General features: G+C 60.1%; 12 protein-coding genes. 1 reads left to right on the top strand and 11 read right to left on the bottom strand.

Features of this window, described 5'->3' with window-relative positions; all coding sequences use genetic code 11:
• The first annotated feature begins 36 nt into the window (after positions 1-36).
• Complete coding sequence (locus CSQ86_RS00765; protein ID WP_100493259.1) at positions 37-1,851, top strand: glycoside hydrolase family 13 protein; 1,815 nt, start codon at positions 37-39, stop codon at positions 1,849-1,851.
• A 91-nt stretch (positions 1,852-1,942) separates the two neighbouring features.
• On the opposite strand, the gene ilvC (CSQ86_RS00760) is transcribed toward CSQ86_RS00765, so the two are convergent.
• The 11 genes from ilvC (CSQ86_RS00760) to CSQ86_RS00710 all read right to left on the bottom strand — a co-directional run bounded on the left by ilvC (CSQ86_RS00760) (position 1,943) and on the right by CSQ86_RS00710 (position 18,118).
• On the bottom strand, positions 1,943-2,995 hold the full coding sequence (gene ilvC, locus CSQ86_RS00760) for a ketol-acid reductoisomerase (RefSeq protein WP_100493258.1): 1,053 nt from the start codon (positions 2,993-2,995) through the stop codon (positions 1,943-1,945).
• A gap of 618 nt (positions 2,996-3,613) precedes the next feature.
• Positions 3,614-4,666: a ketol-acid reductoisomerase gene (gene ilvC, locus CSQ86_RS00755; protein WP_100493257.1), complete on the bottom strand. Its 1,053-nt coding sequence runs from the start codon at positions 4,664-4,666 to the stop codon at positions 3,614-3,616.
• A gap of 318 nt (positions 4,667-4,984) precedes the next feature.
• Positions 4,985-6,373: an MFS transporter gene (locus CSQ86_RS00750; RefSeq protein WP_165773687.1), complete on the bottom strand. Its 1,389-nt coding sequence runs from the start codon at positions 6,371-6,373 to the stop codon at positions 4,985-4,987.
• Positions 6,374-6,823: 450 nt separating this feature from the next.
• Positions 6,824-7,867, bottom strand: coding sequence for a LacI family DNA-binding transcriptional regulator (locus CSQ86_RS00745; protein ID WP_100493256.1), 1,044 nt, complete (start codon positions 7,865-7,867; stop codon positions 6,824-6,826).
• A gap of 156 nt (positions 7,868-8,023) precedes the next feature.
• A complete protein-coding gene (locus tag CSQ86_RS00740) occupies positions 8,024-9,673 on the bottom strand; it encodes an MFS transporter (RefSeq protein WP_100493255.1) in 1,650 nt (549 codons plus the stop codon).
• 305 nt (positions 9,674-9,978) lie between these two features.
• The gene (locus CSQ86_RS00735; protein WP_100493254.1) at positions 9,979-11,310 is read right to left on the bottom strand and encodes an MFS transporter; all 1,332 of its coding nucleotides are present in this window, start codon (positions 11,308-11,310) and stop codon (positions 9,979-9,981) included.
• Between the two features lie 384 nt (positions 11,311-11,694).
• Positions 11,695-13,221, bottom strand: a complete 1,527-nt coding sequence (gtfA, locus tag CSQ86_RS00730; protein ID WP_100493253.1) for a sucrose phosphorylase — start codon at positions 13,219-13,221, stop codon at positions 11,695-11,697.
• 294 nt (positions 13,222-13,515) lie between these two features.
• The gene (locus tag CSQ86_RS00725) at positions 13,516-14,787 is read right to left on the bottom strand and encodes an ABC transporter substrate-binding protein (RefSeq protein ID WP_240542210.1); all 1,272 of its coding nucleotides are present in this window, start codon (positions 14,785-14,787) and stop codon (positions 13,516-13,518) included.
• 565 nt (positions 14,788-15,352) lie between these two features.
• A complete protein-coding gene (locus CSQ86_RS00720) occupies positions 15,353-16,165 on the bottom strand; it encodes an ABC transporter ATP-binding protein (RefSeq protein ID WP_100493252.1) in 813 nt (270 codons plus the stop codon).
• Positions 16,165-17,142: an ABC transporter ATP-binding protein gene (locus CSQ86_RS00715; RefSeq protein ID WP_100493251.1), complete on the bottom strand. Its 978-nt coding sequence runs from the start codon at positions 17,140-17,142 to the stop codon at positions 16,165-16,167. Before CSQ86_RS00715 ends, CSQ86_RS00720 begins: the two co-directional genes overlap by 1 nt.
• A complete protein-coding gene (locus CSQ86_RS00710) occupies positions 17,135-18,118 on the bottom strand; it encodes a branched-chain amino acid ABC transporter permease (RefSeq protein ID WP_100493250.1) in 984 nt (327 codons plus the stop codon). The genes CSQ86_RS00715 and CSQ86_RS00710 overlap by 8 nt, the downstream gene beginning before the upstream one ends.
• Between the last annotated feature and the right edge of the window lie 3 nt (positions 18,119-18,121).

Here is an 18,121-nt window from a genome sequence, read left to right as displayed (position 1 = left end):
GCAGCCTCTATCGCACACCACGCAAAAGGAGCCCACATGACCGCCAACAACCTCAATGACGACTGGTGGAAGCAGGCAGTCGTCTACCAGATCTATCCGCGCAGCTTCAAGGACGTCAACGGCGACGGTCTCGGCGACATCGCCGGCGTCACCGAAAAGATGGACTATCTCCAGCATCTCGGCGTGGATGCCATCTGGCTGTCTCCGTTCTATCCGTCCGACCTTGCCGACGGCGGCTACGATGTGATCGATTACCGCAACGTCGACCCTCGCCTCGGCACCATGGCAGACTTCGACGCGATGGTCAAGGCCGCGCACGCCGCCGGCATCAAGGTCATCGTCGACATCGTGCCGAATCACACCTCAGACAAGCACGTCTTCTTCCAGGAGGCACTGGCCAGCGAGCCTGGTTCCCCCGCGCGCAACCGTTATATCTTCCGCGAAGGCCGTGGTAAGAACGGCGAGCTGCCGCCGAACGATTGGCAATCCTTCTTCGGCGGCTCGGCCTGGGCCCGTGTGGCGGACGGCCAGTGGTACCTGCACCTGTTCGACAAGGCCCAGCCTGATGTGAACTGGAAGAACCCGGACATCCACGAGGAGTTCAAGAAGACGCTGCGCTTCTGGTCCGACCATGGCACCGACGGTTTCCGCATCGACGTGGCCCACGGTCTGGCCAAGGATCTCGAATCCAAGCCACTCGAGGAACTCGGCCGCGAATACAACGTAGTCGGCGTGCTCTGCCACGACTTCTCCCACCCGCTGTTCGACCGCCGTGAAGTGCACGACATCTACCGCGAATGGCGCCAGGTGTTCAACGAATACAATCCGCCGCGCTTCGCCGTGGCCGAGGCCTGGGTGGTTCCCGAGCACCAGCACCTGTACGCTTCGATGGACGAGCTGGGCCAGTCCTTCAACTTCGATTTCGCCGAGGCCAACTGGTTCGCCGACGAGTTCCGCGAGGCTATCGCTTCTGGTCTCAAGGCCGCCGCCGAAACCAATGGCTCCACCACCACGTGGGTGATGAACAACCACGATGTGCCGCGCAGCCCATCCCGCTACGGCCTGCCGCAGGTCAAGGGCGCACCATACCACCAGCTGCCGCACGACTGGCTGCTTCGCAACGGCACCACATACCCCGAAGATCGCGAACTGGGCACCCGCCGCGCCCGCGCCGCCGCCCTGATGGAGCTCGGCTTGCCCGGTGCCGCCTATGTGTACCAGGGCGAGGAGCTCGGCCTGTTCGAGGTTGCCGATATTCCGTGGGATCATTTGGAGGATCCGACCGCGTTCCACACCAATCAGGCCACGATGGATAAGGGCCGCGATGGCTGCCGCGTGCCGTTGCCGTGGACTGCTTCCGATGAGCCGAAGCTTGCTGATTTCAGCCTGCCGATTCCGGCCGACGATGGCACCGGTGAAAATCATGTGCCGCTGTGCGCAGCCGGTCAGTTCGGCACGGGAGCGTCGTTCGGCTTCTCCCCCGCCGTCTGGTCCGACGGCAGGACCCCGGCCGCAGACCCGCATCTGCCGCAGCCGTTGTGGTTCAAGGATTACTGCGCCGACGTCGAGCAGGCCGATCCGGATTCGATGTACACCCTGTACCGCACGGCCCTTGAGATTCGCCAGCATCAGCTGACCGCCACGCGCGATACGACTGCCGCTCAGGTTGACATGGGCGATGACGCAGTGGCGTACACGCGCACCGCAACCGAAGGCCGCACGTTCACTTCCGTGACCAACTTCGGCGCCACTCCGCTGGCTCTGCCCGCAGGCGAGGTAGTGCTCGCCTCCGGCCCGCTCACCGCCGACGGCAAGCTCCCGACCGATACCTCCGCCTGGATTATCGAGTAATCCGCGCTACTGCCAAGTCAATAATGCATCAAGGCCGCCGTCCGAACGAATCCGGGCGGCGGCCTTTATATCATGCTCTAATCAACTAAGCTCACTGAACCTGGGCGCGAGCGATCTTGCCGGTGAAGGAGTTGGCCTCATCGGCGTCCTTGACGCCGTCCTTGTTCCAGGAGAACATGGCGCGCAGCTTCGGGCCAACGGTCTCGATGCGCTCGTTGGAGTACTTCTCCTGCAGCTCCTTGAAGTGCGGGGCGCCGGCATCCTGATCGTCGATGAACTCCTTGGCGAAAGAGCCGTCCTGGATGCGCTGCAGGTGGTATTCCATGCGCTTGCGGCAGTCCTCGTTGATCACGGTGTTGGTGTAATCGCCATACTGAGCGGTGTCGGAGCAGGACCAACGAGCCTTGTTCAGACCACCCTCGTTCATCAGGTCGACGAGCATCTTCAGCTCGTGGCAGACCTCGAAGTAGGCGATCTCCGGCTGGTAGCCGGCGTCGGTCAGGACTTCGAAGCCCATCTCGACGAGCTTGTTCACGCCACCCATGAGCACGTTCTGCTCGCCGAACAGATCGGTCTCGGTCTCTTCCTTGAAGGTGGTCTTGATGGCGCCAGCGCGCAGAGCGCCGAGAGCCTTGGCGTAGGCCAGGGTCAGAGCCCAGCCATCGCCGCGCGGATCCTGCTCGACGGCCACCACGACCGGCACGCCACGGCCAGCGGCGTACTCACGACGAACGATGTGGCCCGGGCCCTTCGGGGCAACCATGAAGACCGGATGGTCCTCGGACGGCTTGATGTAGCCATAGTGGATGTTGAAGCCATGAGCGAAGGCGACGGCAGCGCCCGGCTTGATGTTGGGCTCGATGTCGTCCTTCCAGATGTTGCGCTGGTACTGATCCGGAGCCAGAATCATGATGACGTCGGCCTCGGCAGCAGCCTCCGGCACGGACTTGACCTCAAGACCCTGCTCCTTGGCGAACTCCACGGACTTGGAAGTCGGGCGCAGGCCGACGACCACGTCGACACCGGAGTCACGCAGGTTCAGCGCATGAGCGTGGCCCTGAGAGCCGTAACCGATGATGGCGACCTTCTTGCCTTCGAGCACGGAGAGATCGCCGTCGTTTTCATACCAGATTTGTGCAGCCATTGAGCACTCCTTTAAAAAAGCTTGCGTACCGTCATTCTTGCCGGCACACGGTGTTGTTGGTTGCGCATGATGTGCGCGTTTGGGCGTCCGGTTTGCCGGACTATCTCAAGCGTGGCGGGTGGAGCCTTGTGAGCGCGACCCGGAAACTGAGCTCTATCCTATCGGGAAGCCGGCGCGCGCTGGGCTGCCGTCCACAACGTGAGCCAGTTCACTAATTGACTTTTGCGCGCATTTGGACATTTTCTTATGATGCGGACGATTTATGGAAGGTCGAGATGATATTCGGCGGTACGTAATCGAAAAAACCGCGGCAACGCGACATCGTACCGCGCGACTTTATGAGCAATCTCTAAGAGCTAACGAAATTACGCCATTCTGCTTGTCACAAACACGCAAAAGCAGCGCACATACAATCGTGTGACACGGTGATGTGGTACACGATTACGAAACCGCTCATAATACAATCTCGTGGCACGCTGCAGAAGACACAACCGCAAAATCAATCGCCCGAAAAGCACAATGAAACATATCAATAAGGCCACCATCCCGCGCACAATCTAGTGCAACGAGATGGCGGCCTTTTTTCGCAATACGTTCAGCGGCTACTGCCGCTCAGTCTCACTGAACCTGAGTACGAGCGATCTTGCCGTTGAAGGACTCGGTCTCGTCCTTGTCCTTGGCAGCGTCGTTGTTCCAGGAGAACATAGCGCGCAGCTTCGGGCCGACGGTCTCGAGGTGCGGGTGAGAGTACTCTTCCTGCAGCTTCTTGAACTTCGGAGCGCCAGCAGCCTGGTCATCCATGAACTCCTTGGCGAAGGAGCCGTCCTGAATGCGCTTGAGCTGGTATTCCATGCGCTTCTTGGTCTCTTCGGTGATGACGGTGGAGGTGTAGTCGCCGTACTGAGCGGTGTCGGAGCAGGACCAACGAGCCTTGTTCAGACCACCCTCGTTAGCGAGGTCGACCAGCATCTTCAGCTCGTGGAACACCTCGAAGTAAGCGATCTCCGGCTGGTAGCCAGCCTCGGTCAGCACGTCGAAGCCCATGTCGCACAGGTGGTTGATGCCGCCCATGAGGACGTCCTGCTCGCCGAACAGATCGGTCTCGGTCTCCTCGGTGAAGGTGGTCTTGATGGCGCCTGCACGCAGAGCGCCGAGAGCCTTGGCGTAAGCCAGGCACAGCGGCCAGGTCTTGCCGTCCGGGTCCTGCTCAACAGCGACGACAACCGGGACGCCACGGCCAGCGGCGTACTCACGACGAACGATGTGGCCCGGGCCCTTCGGAGCAACCATGAAGACCGGATGATCGGCGGACGGCTTGATGTAGCCGTAGTGGATGTTGAAGCCGTGAGCGAAGGCCAGAGCAGCGCCCGGCTTCAGGTTCGGCTCAACGTCCTTCTTATAGACGGCTGCCTGGTACTGATCAGGCAGAAGGATCATGACGACGTCAGCCTCAGCGACGGCTTCCGGGACGGACTTGACTTCCAGGCCCTGCTCCTTGGCGAACTCCACGGACTTGGAGGTAGGACGCAGGCCGACGACCACGTCGACACCGGAGTCACGCAGGTTCAGTGCGTGAGCGTGGCCCTGAGAGCCGTAGCCCAGGATGGCGACCTTCTTGCCATCGAACACGGACAGATCGGCGTCCTTCTCGTACCAGATAGTTGCTGCCATTTTGGCGCTCCTTTATATCTATTGTTTATTTATGGGGTGAGTATTACTTACTGCATTGCGCTCGTGCGCTGCAGAAATCTTCTTTGGTTTTCCTTGTGGGCTTTTCCGATATGCAGGTTTAGTCCTGTTGATTTGGAAAAGCCCTCAAGGGGTTCACGTTGTGGAATCAAAAAATTTCACGCTGCGAACCAGTTTTTAGTTATAAATTTGGGTGATTTCACTGGGGGTGCGGAAAGCTGCCATGGGGTGAAAGGCTTATGATCTCTCTCCCAGTCAGCTCCGCTGCCAGCCCCCTCATCAGAGGGGGCCAAGGAAAAGTCACTTCGTGAAGTCAACGTCTTTGGTTTCCTTGCAGGTCAGCACGGAGACCAGGCAGCACACGGCCATCACGCCGAGGTAGAGGCCCACGGAGTGCACGCCCCAGTTGTGGGACAGCCAGGTGGCGATGGTCGGCACGAAGGCGGCACCAACGATGGCGGCCAGGTTGTAGCCGATGCCGGAGCCGGAGTAGCGCACGTTGGCGTCGAACAGCTCAGGCAGGAAGGCGCCAATCGGGCCGAAGGCGATGCCCATCAGCGCGAAGCCAATGCACAGGAAGGCCATGTTGGCGGCGAAGTTCTTCTGCCCCACAAGCTGGCCGTCCAGCAGGAACGGGAAGAGCAGGGCGAAGACCACGAGTGCGCAGGAGGAGAAGGTGAGCACGCGACGGCGGCCGAGCTTATCCGCGTAGAGGCAGGAGAGCACGATGAACAGGGCAAACACGCAGATGGAGATCATGAGCATGAGCAGGTACTCCTGGTTGGTGAAGCCCAGGTTGCCACCGCCGTTCGCGGTATCCTTGGTGCCCCATGCGAGCGACCAGGTGGCGAGCGTGTAGAACAGCGTGTAGGTCACAGCCACGAGGAAGGTGGCCTGCAGCACCTGGCGCCAGGACTTGCGGAAGACCTCGGTCAGCGGGGACTTGACGACCTTCTTCTGCTCCTGAGCCATGCGGAAGACCGGGGTCTCCTCCATGTGCACGCGCACAACCAGACCGATGATCACAAGCACTGCGGAGAGCAGGAACGGCACACGCCAACCCCAGGAGAGCATGGCGTCCTGATCATTGAAGGATTCAAGCACGAAGTAGGTGCCGTTGGATAGGAAGAAGCCGATCGGTGCGCCGAGCTCCGGGAAGGAGCCGTAGAGTGCGCGCTTGTCTTCGGGTGCGTTCTCGGTGGCCACCAAAGCGGCACCGGACCATTCGCCGCCCAGGCCGATGCCCTGCACGAAGCGCAGCAGGCACAGGATAGCGACTGCGAAGACGCCGGCCTGTTCGTAAGTGGGCAGGCAGCCGATCAGGAAGGTGCCGACGCCCATGGTCATCAGCGAGACGACCAGCGTGGTCTTGCGGCCCATGCGATCGCCGAAGTGGCCGAACACCAGCGAGCCGAGCGGACGGGCGATGAAGGCGATGGCGAAAGTCAGCAGGCTCATCAGCAGGGCCACGGTCGGGTTGGCCTTGTCGGAGAAGAAGATGTGCGGGAAGTAGTTTGCCGCGGCGGTGCCGTAGGCGTAGAAATCATAAAACTCAATGGCGGTGCCGACCATCGATGCTGCGATCACGGTTTTGACCGAATCGCGGACCATGGCGGCGGCCTTGCCAGCCGCTGCGCTTGCTGCGCTGGCCGTCTGTTCCAGACCAGTCTCTTCGAGAGCTGCAGTCATTATTGCTCCTGTTGGTTCTCACCCTGCGCTAACCCAACTTGTCAGGGCGACTGTTCCGCAGTGTTCCACGGTATGTTTCACACTGCATTGCTTCTGTTGTCTTACTTGTTACTGCTTGCTATCTGCCCGCTGTTTCCGTCCTGCGGGGTTTGCCTAAGCCTTGTGAGCGCAACAAAAAAGCCCCGCAACTTGCAGGGCCTTACCGATTGTGTCAGCTTGATTGGCCCTGCCTTCGTTGACGGGGCTTCAAGCATCATGCCGAATTAGTCCGCCAGCGAAGACGGGCTAATAATTCGTGCGGATACAAACGCAGAAGCATTGAATCCAGTCATCGCGTGGCCTCCTTTCGGTATCGAGCGAGTCCGTATGACCCGAACTGGAAAGTTAAGATAGGTTCGCTTTGCCCGCCAATCTAGCAAGGGTTCACATTGTGGACAAGGCGAATAAAACCTACCGCGTGGTCTCGCCGGCGATGAAGGATACCGGCACTACCTGCCCGGGCTGTGCGGATTCGCTGGCATTGCTCGGTTCGCCGGCTTGCCCACTACGCTCCGATCCATTCTCAGCTTCGATTTGCTGGTCCATCTGCTCGGCGAGCGCCGCTGCGATGCCCGCGAAATCCTGCCGCACCATGGTCAGTCGCTTACCTGCCAACTCGGCGGCCATAGTGCCGTCGTACGCAATAATCTGCAGCTCATCAGGCACATTGATGCCGCGGCGTTCAGCTTCCTGCAACGCCATCGCAGCGACCACATCGGAGCCGACGATGGCATCGACGTCGGGATACCGCTGGAATATCGCGGCGGCAGTGGCTTCGTGGGCCACGACATCGGTGACGGAACCGGCTTCCACATAGTCGCAGGCAATGCCGGCTTCAGCCGTCATCTGCTCCACGGTCAGGTGGTAGCGGACAGTGGGGAAAGTGGTGCCTTCGGCGAACTGCGAGCGCGGGCCGCCGACGAGCACCACATGCCGCGCGCCGGAGCCGATGAGTTGGCGTGCGATCATTCGGCCGCCGGCCTCATGGTCGGAACGCACCGAGGGCACGCCTTCGCCCAGGATGCGGTCGAATGCCACAATCGGACGGTTGATGGAAGTCCAGTAATCAGGCTGGTGTTCGGTGTGGGCGGCCATGATGATGCCGTCCATCATGTGCCGTTGCAGCATGTTCACGTATTCGCTTTCGCCGGTTGCGGCGTCGGCGGTGGAGCACAGTAGGGTTTTGAGGTCGCGTTTGGCGAATTCGCGCTGCAGATGCGCGGTGAGCGTGGCGAAGAACGGATGGAGGATGGTCGGCACGATTACGCCGATGGTGTTGGTGCGATTGCGGTAGAGGTTGCGCGCCAGTTCATTGGGAATGTAATGAAGCTCATGCATGGCCGCCTCAACTTTGGCGCGCATGTCATCGGAAACATAGCCGGTGCCGTTCACCACCAACGACACTGTGCTTACGGATACTCCCGCTTCCTTGGCCACGTCGCGCATGCCAACCATGATTGTTCGCCTCCATCGGTTCGTTCGTCACATATCGCGCATCGCCTCAAACAATCATCATCATCGCGATACGCGAACGGGGGCGTGCATCTGCTGCACACCCCCGCATTTTCGCACTGGAGACCAGTGTACTCGAACCGGTTTTATTCGGCTGTCTTATTCTTTGGTTTCCTCGATTTTTTCGGCACCGATCAGCGTTACGATGCCGGCGAGCAGCACCATCACGATGCCTGCCGGGAAGAGCAAGTAGTAGCCGAAAGAGTGGGCAAACGCGTTCACCAATATGGCACCGATGATGGCGGCGAGCGCCAGACCAGCGGAGTTCGCGAGCGCGTATACGCCAAGGTCATGGCCGGCGTTGCGCGGGTCGGGCAGTGAATCCATCACCAGCTCCAAGCCGAGCGCATCGTAAATACCGAATGCAAAGCCGGAGATGAGCGCGAAGATGATCATGCCGTTTTCGCGTGCGGTGCCGGTGGACCAGACGCCGAGGCCCCAGGCCAGAGCGAGGCCGATCGCATAGGTCAGGCAGGCGCCGGCCACCACGGTGGAGGTGCGGATGCCGCGCGCTTCAATAGCCTCGGAAATGGGGGCTGCGGACCAGGAGGCGATGGCGGCGCCGATCAACGTGGCCACAGCCATTGCGGAAATCAGGAATCCAGCGGGGATGGTCAGCGGAGCGGAAGTGAATTGCACGGTTTTGCCATACACCCAGAAGCGCACGAGGTACCACAGGAATACGCTGGTCAGCCCAACGCCGGTCATCATGCAGGCTCGGGCGGTGAAGACGCGGGCGAATGCAGGCGCAGCGGTCGGCGGGCGCAGCTGGTCAAGTACCTGGCCGCTGTCGAACCGTTGACGCGGCAGTTCGGTGCTGGAGGGCTCGCGCGGCAAAATCAATGCTGACGCGATGCCGGAGATAGCGAACAGAATCGCAGTGTAGATGAACGGCGAATAGGAGTCGAACATCACGCCGAACGCGGCGAGCAGTACGCCGAGCGCCTGGGCGAGCATCACACCGATGCCATGCCAGCGTTCGATGCGCGGACGGAATTTATCCGGCACACGCTCGCTGATCGCGCTGGCCAGGGGCGCGGAGAGCATGGCATAGGCGAATTGCATGAGCACCCAGAAGAAGCACATCACCACGATGCTGGTATCCTGCCCCAGCACCAAGGTGAACAGCGCGCACAGGATGCCGCCGCCCACCATCCACGGGGTGCGGCGGCCAAACGGGGTGCGCGTGCGGTCGGACAAGGCGGAGACCAGCGGGGTGAGCAGGGCCGCTGCCACCACGCCGACGATCACCAGCACGGCCAGCGGCATGGCGAGTTCGGTGGCCACGGGGAATGGGCGGCCTGTCACCGGGTTGATGGTGATCTGCAACTCAGTGGTGTCGTAATGGAACAGTCGGGCCACGGCATTGGGCAAGGCGATGGTGTTCAACGCAACCCATGGAGCGCCGACGAGGATGGATGCGGCGAAGAAGCCCCAGTTGAGGCGGCTGACCTTGCGGGCATCCGGCTTTTCACCGTTGGCGGCCACCATCGGGTCGCGCATATCGAGGTAGGCGGAGGCCATATCCGGCGCGGGGGCATCCACGCTGGCGGCGGCGGCGACCGCGGTAGCGGTGCTGGATGCCGCGAGGCGCACGGCCTGGGCTTCAGGCTGATCGGCGGATGCCTCAGGCGGGCGGCGACGGTTTTTGATAGCCAGTCGGGCTACTGCGGCCTTGTCTTCCGGGCTCAGCGCCTTATCCAAATCGGGGCGATCATCGATGCCCGGGCGCACATATGGTTCCAGCATGGTTCGATCTTCTCTCTCGTTGCTCTCTCGCTTGGCGTTGCTTGGGCTCGTTCCGCGGTGTCGCGGATTTCTCGCGCCATGCAACGTAACGCAAAGCCGCCCGCACGCACTTACCTCAGTGCATTGCAGACGGCTCATCTTTTCATGCGTTTATTTTACGCCGGGGCAATACCGGCGGCATATCGCGCGGCAGGGCGTGGTACTAGAACAGCAATCATAAAAAAATCGGCCCGCCTCGGTTCCTTGTGGGAATCGAAACGGGCCAATCACTAAGGGAATTCTTCGGGAGAAGATTAGGTTATGGGCTACTTGATGCCCTTGATTTGCATGATCAGGAAGGCGGCGATGAGCACCACCACGATGCAGACCGGGAACACCAGACCGTAGTTGCCGCCGGTGGCCATCACCACGCCAGAGGTGAGCAGGGAGCCGAGCACGGTGGAGAGGGTGTTGGCCATGTTGAGCACACCGAGGTCCTTACCGGCTTCCTTCGGGTTCGGCAGGATGGAGACGTTCAGAGCCTGGTCGATGGCGTTGTAGACGCCGTAGCCGAAGCCGGCGATGGCGGCGAACAGGTACATGCCCCATGCATTGTGGAAGATCCACGGCATTGCGGCGCCGATGGCGAACAGCACGCTGGCGGCAGCGACCGGAATCTTGCGCATGCCGAGCTTATCGGAGATCGGGCCGGAGACCAGGGCGGCGATCAGGGAGACGACCATGGTGATCACGGACATGGTGGCGATCACGCCGGCGGCCGCGGTCTTGAGCTGTTCGGCATCGTAGCCGGAGTCGGAGAAGGTGTAGTACTTGACCACGTAGAGCAGGTAGCCGTTGATCATCTGGTAGCCGGCGACCATCATCAGACGGCCGAACAGAGCGTAGTAGAAGTTGCGGGAGCCCTTGCCGTGCGGCGGGATGAAGGACTTGAGCACCATCTTCACGCTGATCGGATCGCGCTCTTCGTCCACATTGGAGGGTTCGCGCGGCCAGATGCCGACCACGATGATGCCGACGAGGGCGAAGCCGAGAGCGCCGATGGCGAAGCCGAGGTCGATGTTGCTGATGAGCATGGAGCCGACCAGGGAGCCTGAGGTCTGGCCGAGCACGCCGCCTGCACCCATGAAGGAGGAGACGGAGCCACGGAACTTGTCCGGCACGCGGTCAGACAGGGTGGCGACGAACGGAGCGTTCATCCAGTTGTAGAACAGCTGCATGCCGCACCAGAGCAGCAGGATGAGCGGCAGGGAGCGGGTGACGAGCAGGCCGGCCACGCAGGCACCGCACAGGATGCCGCCGCTGATGATCCACAGCGTGCGCTTGCCCCACTTGGAGCGGGTGATGTCGGAGAAAGTACCGAAGATGATGTTGGCGAACAGTGCCACCACGGAGCCAACGGAGTTGATGCTGGCCATGAAGGCCTCGCGCTGGCCGGGGGCGATCTGATCCACGAGCTGCGGCACGAGGATGGAGGACAGCGACACCCACACGATGCCGGTGATGATAAGGCTGATGGTGAAGCCGGCGCCCAGACGGAACACGTCCAGGACGGACGGGCGGCGACCGTAGCTGTCGAGTTCGTTTCTATTGACTGCGGGTGCGTTTGGCGCCGCTGCAGTTTCGATGGTGTTTTCCATGGTTCTCTTCCCTGTGCTGATGGGTTTACAGGACTCTTCGATGACGTCTGTAGTTATGCGGATCGTGGAAGGCGGCAACCGTGGTGCGAACTGCGGGGTTTCCGATGGTGAGACTTTCAGTGTCTCTGACCTATGAGGCCTCTTGCGGCAACTCCTGCGTTGACTCGTATGTCGTCTGCTTCGAACCGGTTCGATAATACCGCGGAGTCAATCGTTTGACCTAATTGATTCGGCGTGTCGAACCGGTTCGAGACGTGTGTCTCTCATCCTCCCGCACTTTTGAATACTTTTCGCACGAAAAGCGCGCAAATTAGCCCATTTTTGCACCCTAAGCGCACGTTTCGCACGAAAAGCGCGCAGAGGCACAAGAACTCAGGGCGTCTACTAGGAGAGGCTGGCCACCGGCGGATCGCCCAGCAGATCGTCGGTGCGGTGTTCGCCGGTGGAGTCAGTCCAGACCAAGCTGGCGACCGGCTCGGTGTTATCCGCACCGAGGCCGCGGCCGGGCTCGAAGATGAGTGCAGCAGCGGTTGCACCGTCGGCGGCAGTCCAACGGAAGGTGATGGACTTATCACCATCGACCTCATAGCTGAATTCGCCGTCGAATGCGGGCAGTTCATTGCGGAACTTGGCAAGCGCGTTCAGCGCACGCACTACCGGGCGGGCGAGATTCTCATCGATCTCAGCCGTGGAGTAGTAGTGACGGTTGATATCGCGGCCGTTGTTGGTCTTGCGCAACAGTTCCATATCATTTTTGCCGGCAAGCGCGCCCACGTAGTAGACCTGCGGCACACCAGGCAGGAAGAACTGCACCGCGCGGGCGGCGATGTAGTGCTGGTCGTTGCAGCCGAGCGCGGAGTAGTAGGTGCTATTGACCTGATACAGATCAAGGTTCGACGCGGCGGCGCCGGTGGCGGCCTGGGATTCGCCGTGGGTGTTGGCATGGATGGTGTTGACCAGATTATCCACATCCTCGTCCGGCACAAGGCCCTTCAAGGAACGGTCAAGCTGGTCGGAGCCGATGTCAATCACGCCGATGCCGTCGTGCGTATCGAGCACGGTGACGGCGTTGTTCGGGCGGATCTCGGTCCAGTGCGCAACCGGCTCGACATGGCCGGTGAACAGGGAGTGAAGGAGCAGCGGAGGCAGGGCGAAGTCGTAGACGCGGTCCACCTTGGAGGCGATTTCGACCTGCTTCTTGTAGTAGGAATGCACCTCGATGAGGATTTCAAGGCCGCGCTTCATGCCCTCTTCGCGCAGACGGGAGATGAGTTTGAAGGTCTTCGGGGTCATGAAGCAGCTGGTGCCGGCTTCCTTGGCGCCGTAGCCGACGGCATCGAGGCGGATGTAGCTCACGTGACTGGCGGCCATCTGGTCGAAGATGGACATCAGGTATTCCCAGCCCTTGTCGGAGTCGGTGTCGATATCCACCTGCTGCGGGGTGAAGCTGACCCATACCAGGCGGGTCTTGCCGGCGAACTTGTAGTGGGTGAACGGCAGGCCCGGGCGCGGGCGGTAGATGCCGGCCAGGTCTTCCTCGGTGGCGCCGTTCGGGAAGACGGAGCTCATCGTGAGGAACATCGGGTAGTATTCGGATTCCTCGCCCTTGGCGAGTACGTCCTGGAACTGAGCGGATTCCCAGCTCATGTGATTCACGATGGCGTCCACCATGATGTTGTGGGTCTTGGAGAGTTCGGCCACGTCGTTCCACGAGCCGAGGCGCGGGTCGACCTTGGTGTGGTCGATCGGGTCGAAGCCAGCATCCGCTCCATCGAATGGGGTGAAGAATGGCAGGATGTGCACGCCGTCGTAAATGCCGTTGAAGCGCGTGCGCAGGATGTCGGTCATGCTGGCGATGGTGCCGTCGCCGAGGCGATCCGCGTAAGTGATGAGTTGGACTTTGTTCTTCACTGCAACTCCTGTGTTGTATCGGGGTGCGATGTACCGGGCGGCCGCGACCCCTCTACCACTGAGTCACGTATTCGCAACCTCTGAAGCGCTCAATGCTGACCGTTTCAGACTGCCGTCGGATCACACCTTCTGTATCGAACCGGTTCGATATTATCGCCGCCGCAACCCAACCGCCAATCCACCCGGCGTGTCGAACCGGTTCGATACCGAAACATAAAAAAGTCCCGCCGCTCAAACGGGACTTTTTTAGCCTACTAATCGCCTAACAATCAGCAATCAGAGTCATGCTCATCGTCAGTCGGTCGGAACCTTGCCTTCCTGGGTGTGATCGAACTTCGGCACGTTCTGGTCATCGAACACGTAGACGCCGATGTTCGCGGAGCTCGGGTCGTTGTTCTTATTGAACGGACCGATGCCGGTCAGACCCTTGTAAGTGATCTCCTTGCCGGACTTCAGCGCGGCCACGCAATCCTTGTAGGTGCTGCACTTGGTGCCACCATTCGCACCCGAGACCGCGGCCATGTTCTTCTGGATGGTCGCGCCATCCGCGGAACCGCCCTTCTGCGCGGCGAGGGCCGCGAGAATGATGCCGTCATAGGTCTCAGCGCCGTAGGTAAAGGTGGAAATATCCTTGCCGTATGCCTTGACGAGCTTCTTCTGGAATTCGTCGGAAGCCATCACGCCCGGAATGGTGCCCTTGGCGCCTTCGAGCAGACCGGCGTCAAGATCCTTGGAGTAGTCGGCAGTGTTGCCATCCACGAAGTACAGCTTGTGCGTATCCACGCCCTGGGATGCGAGTTCCTTGACCAGCGACTTGGTCTGGTCGAAGGCCACAATTGCGATGGCGTCCGGGTTTGAAGCCTTGATGGCGGTCACAATTGAGGAGAAGTTGGTCTCAGTTGGGTCGAAGGCGCTGTCTGCGCCATACACCACGTTCACACCAGCACCCTCAACGGTCTTGACGATGGTGTCGCGCAAACCGGTGCCGTATTCATCATTAAAGACTGCGACCGCCAGGTTCTTCACGCCATCTTGGGCGATGACTTGGCCAAGAACCGCGCCCTGCACGGAGTCCGGCGGCACAGTACGGAAGAAGTATGGGCTTAGGCCGGAGAAGTCGGAGCTGGTAGCACCCATCGAAAGCATCGGCACATTGGCCGAAGTGATGGTCTTATACACGTTCTTGACCACGGCGCTGGAGGCCGGGCCGATGACGAACGACGGGTTCTTGCTCATTACGGATTGGGTTGCGGAGGAGTTCTGATCGGCATGATCGGCGTCGGATGTATCGGCGTCCGTGGTGGTGATGTCTTTGCCCAGCACGCCGCCGGCCGCATTGATATCCGAAACAGCCAGCTTTTCGGCGGCCAGCTCAGGCGGCGCCAGGTATGCCAAGGAACCGGTTTCAGGCCACAGCCCGCCGAGTACGAAGGTATCGGTCTTCTTGGCGGACGCGCCGGAATCGCCAGATGCCGAGCCGCTCGAACCGCAGCCCGCGAGCGCCATGACCGCAGCAGCCGTAGCGGCGATGATTGCCATGGACGTTTTCTTAATGTTCTTATTCATAAAGCCACCTATCCTCTCTATTCCCTTTCGGGCAGTGGTCTTTTCGATTGAGATAAGGAAACGCGGTGCCGAATGATTGATGCAATTGATTGAGGCTGGCAGTAGGAGAAAAACAGGAGCTGCGCCTTGCAATCGGGTCTTGCAATCGGTTGTGGATTGTTCCCCGTTCTCAAATCTTGGCTTTGAGCCTATGCGCTGGTTGATTCGTGCAGATTGTTCGCATGTAACCAGCTGATGAAGCCCGAAAACTGTTGGAAACATGCGGTTTTGAGGCATTTTTTACAGATGATTTTGGGCATGCTTGCGCCCGGCCGATCTCTCCCTCAGTCTCGCTATCGCGAGCCAGCTCCCTCATCAGAGGAAGCCAAAACTCAACGCCTTTCTACAAGAAGGCAAGTGATGTGTGCGGAGACGCCCGTCCGAAGCCGAAGGCGTGACCAAACACGTTATACGCACGTATCATCTGCCGTCTGCAAGAAGGTCGTTGATGCGCGTGGCTTCTAGGCGCACCGAGGGAAGGCGTACGAAGGTACGTCGACCGAGGAGCAACGACGAAGACACGCCATCAACGGCCTTCTTCGGCGACCTCCTGTTCGAGGTTGCCCAAATACAGGGAAATCACCTTCGGATCGTTGAGCAGATCGCGCCCGCGGCCGGAATACGCATTGCGCCCCTGGTCGAGCACATAGCCTCGATCGCAAATCTGTAAGCATCGGCGGGCATTCTGCTCGACGATAATCACGGAGACACCGGCTTTGTTGACCTGCCGCACGCGGATGAAGGTCTCGTCCTGCAGCATTGGAGACAAGCCGGCTGAAGGCTCGTCAAGCAGCAGCACGGATGGGTTCATCATCAGGGCGCGGGCCATGGCCACCATCTGCCGTTCGCCACCGGAAAGCGATCCGGCGAGCTGGTCCTTGCGCTGCTCGAGTTTGGGGAAGATCGAGCAGACGTAGTCGAATCGTTCGTTGAACTTTTTGGGTGCCTGGTAGGCGCCCATGTGCAGGTTTTCGGCGATGGTGAGCGAGGGGAACACGTTCTCGGTCTGTGGCACGAAGCCCACGCCGAGGGAGACGAGCTTGTCGGCGCGCAGATTGGTGATGTCGTTGCCTTTGAAGATCAGCTTGCCGGAATGGATGTGCACCAGACCAAACAAGGACTTCAGCAGCGTGGATTTACCAGCTCCGTTCGGACCGATAATGCCCACAATCTCGCCTTTATGCAGGGTAAGCGAAGCGCCATTCAGGATATTGACGCCGGGCAGGTAGCCGGCCACCAGATCCACGGCGTCGAGCAATGGCTCACCGGCCGGCTCTCCAACGTGGATTTCGGAACGCGGGCAAGTATCGACAGTTGAAGTGTCTTCGTTGTCAGTCATCAGTGTTCCTCGCTTTCCTTCAAATCGAGGACGGAATCATCGCCAAGGTCGATGTTGGCATGCGCGCCAAGGTAGGCGTCGATCACCGCTGGATCGTTCATCACGGACTTCGGCTGGCCTTCGGCCACGATTTTGCCTTCGGCCATTACGGTGACCCAGTCGGCGATGTGGCGCACCATGTTGATGTCATGCTCCACGAACAACACGGTGGTGCCCTCCTCGCGCAGCGACATGATGTGGTCTAATAGCGATTGCTTCAACGCCGGATTGACGCCGGCCATCGGCTCGTCAAGCATCACTAGTTTCGGGTCGCGCATCAGCGCCCGTGCCATTTCGAGCAGTTTGCGCTGGCCGCCGGAAAGCGAACCGGCGAAATCATCCTTCTTTTTGATGAGCAGGAAACGTTCAAGCAGCGCCTCGGCTTTCTCGACGTTCTCCTGCTCCTGCTTCTTCCACAATCCGGGGATCAACGAGCGGAACATGCCTTCACCCGGCTGCACGGGAGCGCCGAGCAGCATGTTGTCAAGCACGGTTAGTCGGCTCATCACTTTGGTGAGCTGGAAGGTGCGCACCATGCCCATACGCGCCACTTTTTCCGGCTGCATGTGAGCCATGTCCCGCCCATCGAATCGCCATTCGCCGGTGTTCGGCGTATCGAAACCGGTCATCAGATTGAAGAACGTGGTTTTGCCGGCACCATTCGGGCCGATCAGCGCGGTGATGCCGTGGCGTTCGATTTCGAAATGCTCAACGTCCACAGCGGTCATACCGCCGAATTTGCGGGTCACGTGGTCCGCCACCAGAATCGGGTCAGGTTTGTGCACGCCGGGCTTGTTGTCCACGAATTTCAGGTCTTTGGTGACCTTGTCGCCGTAGGCGGTGGAGATCAGCTTCTCGCCCTCTGGGGCTTTGGTGGCCCACTTAGCAAGATCTTGGAACGGCTTTACCTCAGGCTTTACTTCCTTTATTTCACGCATCGAACGCCAGCTCCTTTCGATCTCCCAGGAGGCCTTGCGGTCTGAATATCACGAGGCACATCAGGGCCACGCCTACGATCACCCAACCGAGCGATTCCACCTGGTTCGAGGAGATCACCGTGTCTGGAATGGCCCCGCGCATCACTTCCTTGACGAAGGTGAGCAGCACCCACAGCAGGCAGGAGCCCAGAATCGGGCCGAAAATCGTGGCCGCACCGCCGAGCAGCAGAATCGTCCATGTATAGAACGTCACCGCACGGCCCAGCGAATCCGGCTGCACCGAGCGCGGCAGCACGAAGATGATGCCGCCGAGTGCACCGAAAATACCGCCGAGAATCAGCGCCTGCATCTTGTAGGTGGTCACGTTCTTGCCGAGCGAGCGAATCGCGTTCTCATCCTCGCGGATGCCTTTCAGCACGCGTCCCCACGGGGAGTGGAACCATCGCCAGCACAGCAGTGCCGCCACAGCCACCAGTATCCAGGCCACGATGCGCAGCCACCAGGAGTTCGCGATGTTGTTGTTATACGTCCACAGCAGGAAGGTTGTCGCGCCATTGGGCAGCGGCGACGTGCCTTCGAACTGGGTGGTGAAGTCCTGCGGTGAGATGCCTGCGGAGCCGCCGGTAATCTTGGTCATGGCTGTGGAGCGGCCAATAATACGGATGATTTCCGCGGCGGCGAGCGTCACCATAGCCAGATAATCAGGGCCGAGTTTCAGGGTCGGAATGCCAAGCAGCAGCGCATAAATCACAGCGAGCGCGATGGCCGCGCACACCGAGGCGAACAGGTTCGCGCCCATCGACTGGGTGACGGCGAATCCGTAGGCGCCCAGCAGCATGAATCCCGCCTGACCCATGTTCATCAAACCGGTCATGCCGAAGTGAATATTGAGGCCGATTGCGGCCAGCACATAGGCCGCAGTGGTCGGGGCGATCAGTTCGCCCAATGTATCGGAAATAATAGTGAGAAAATCCATGAT

The sequence above is a fragment of the Bifidobacterium felsineum genome (genome assembly GCF_002802915.1).
GTDB lineage: Bacteria > Actinomycetota > Actinomycetes > Actinomycetales > Bifidobacteriaceae > Bifidobacterium > Bifidobacterium felsineum.
Note: the sequence above shows the minus strand (reverse complement) of the source record. Positions and strands in the feature narration are given on the sequence as shown.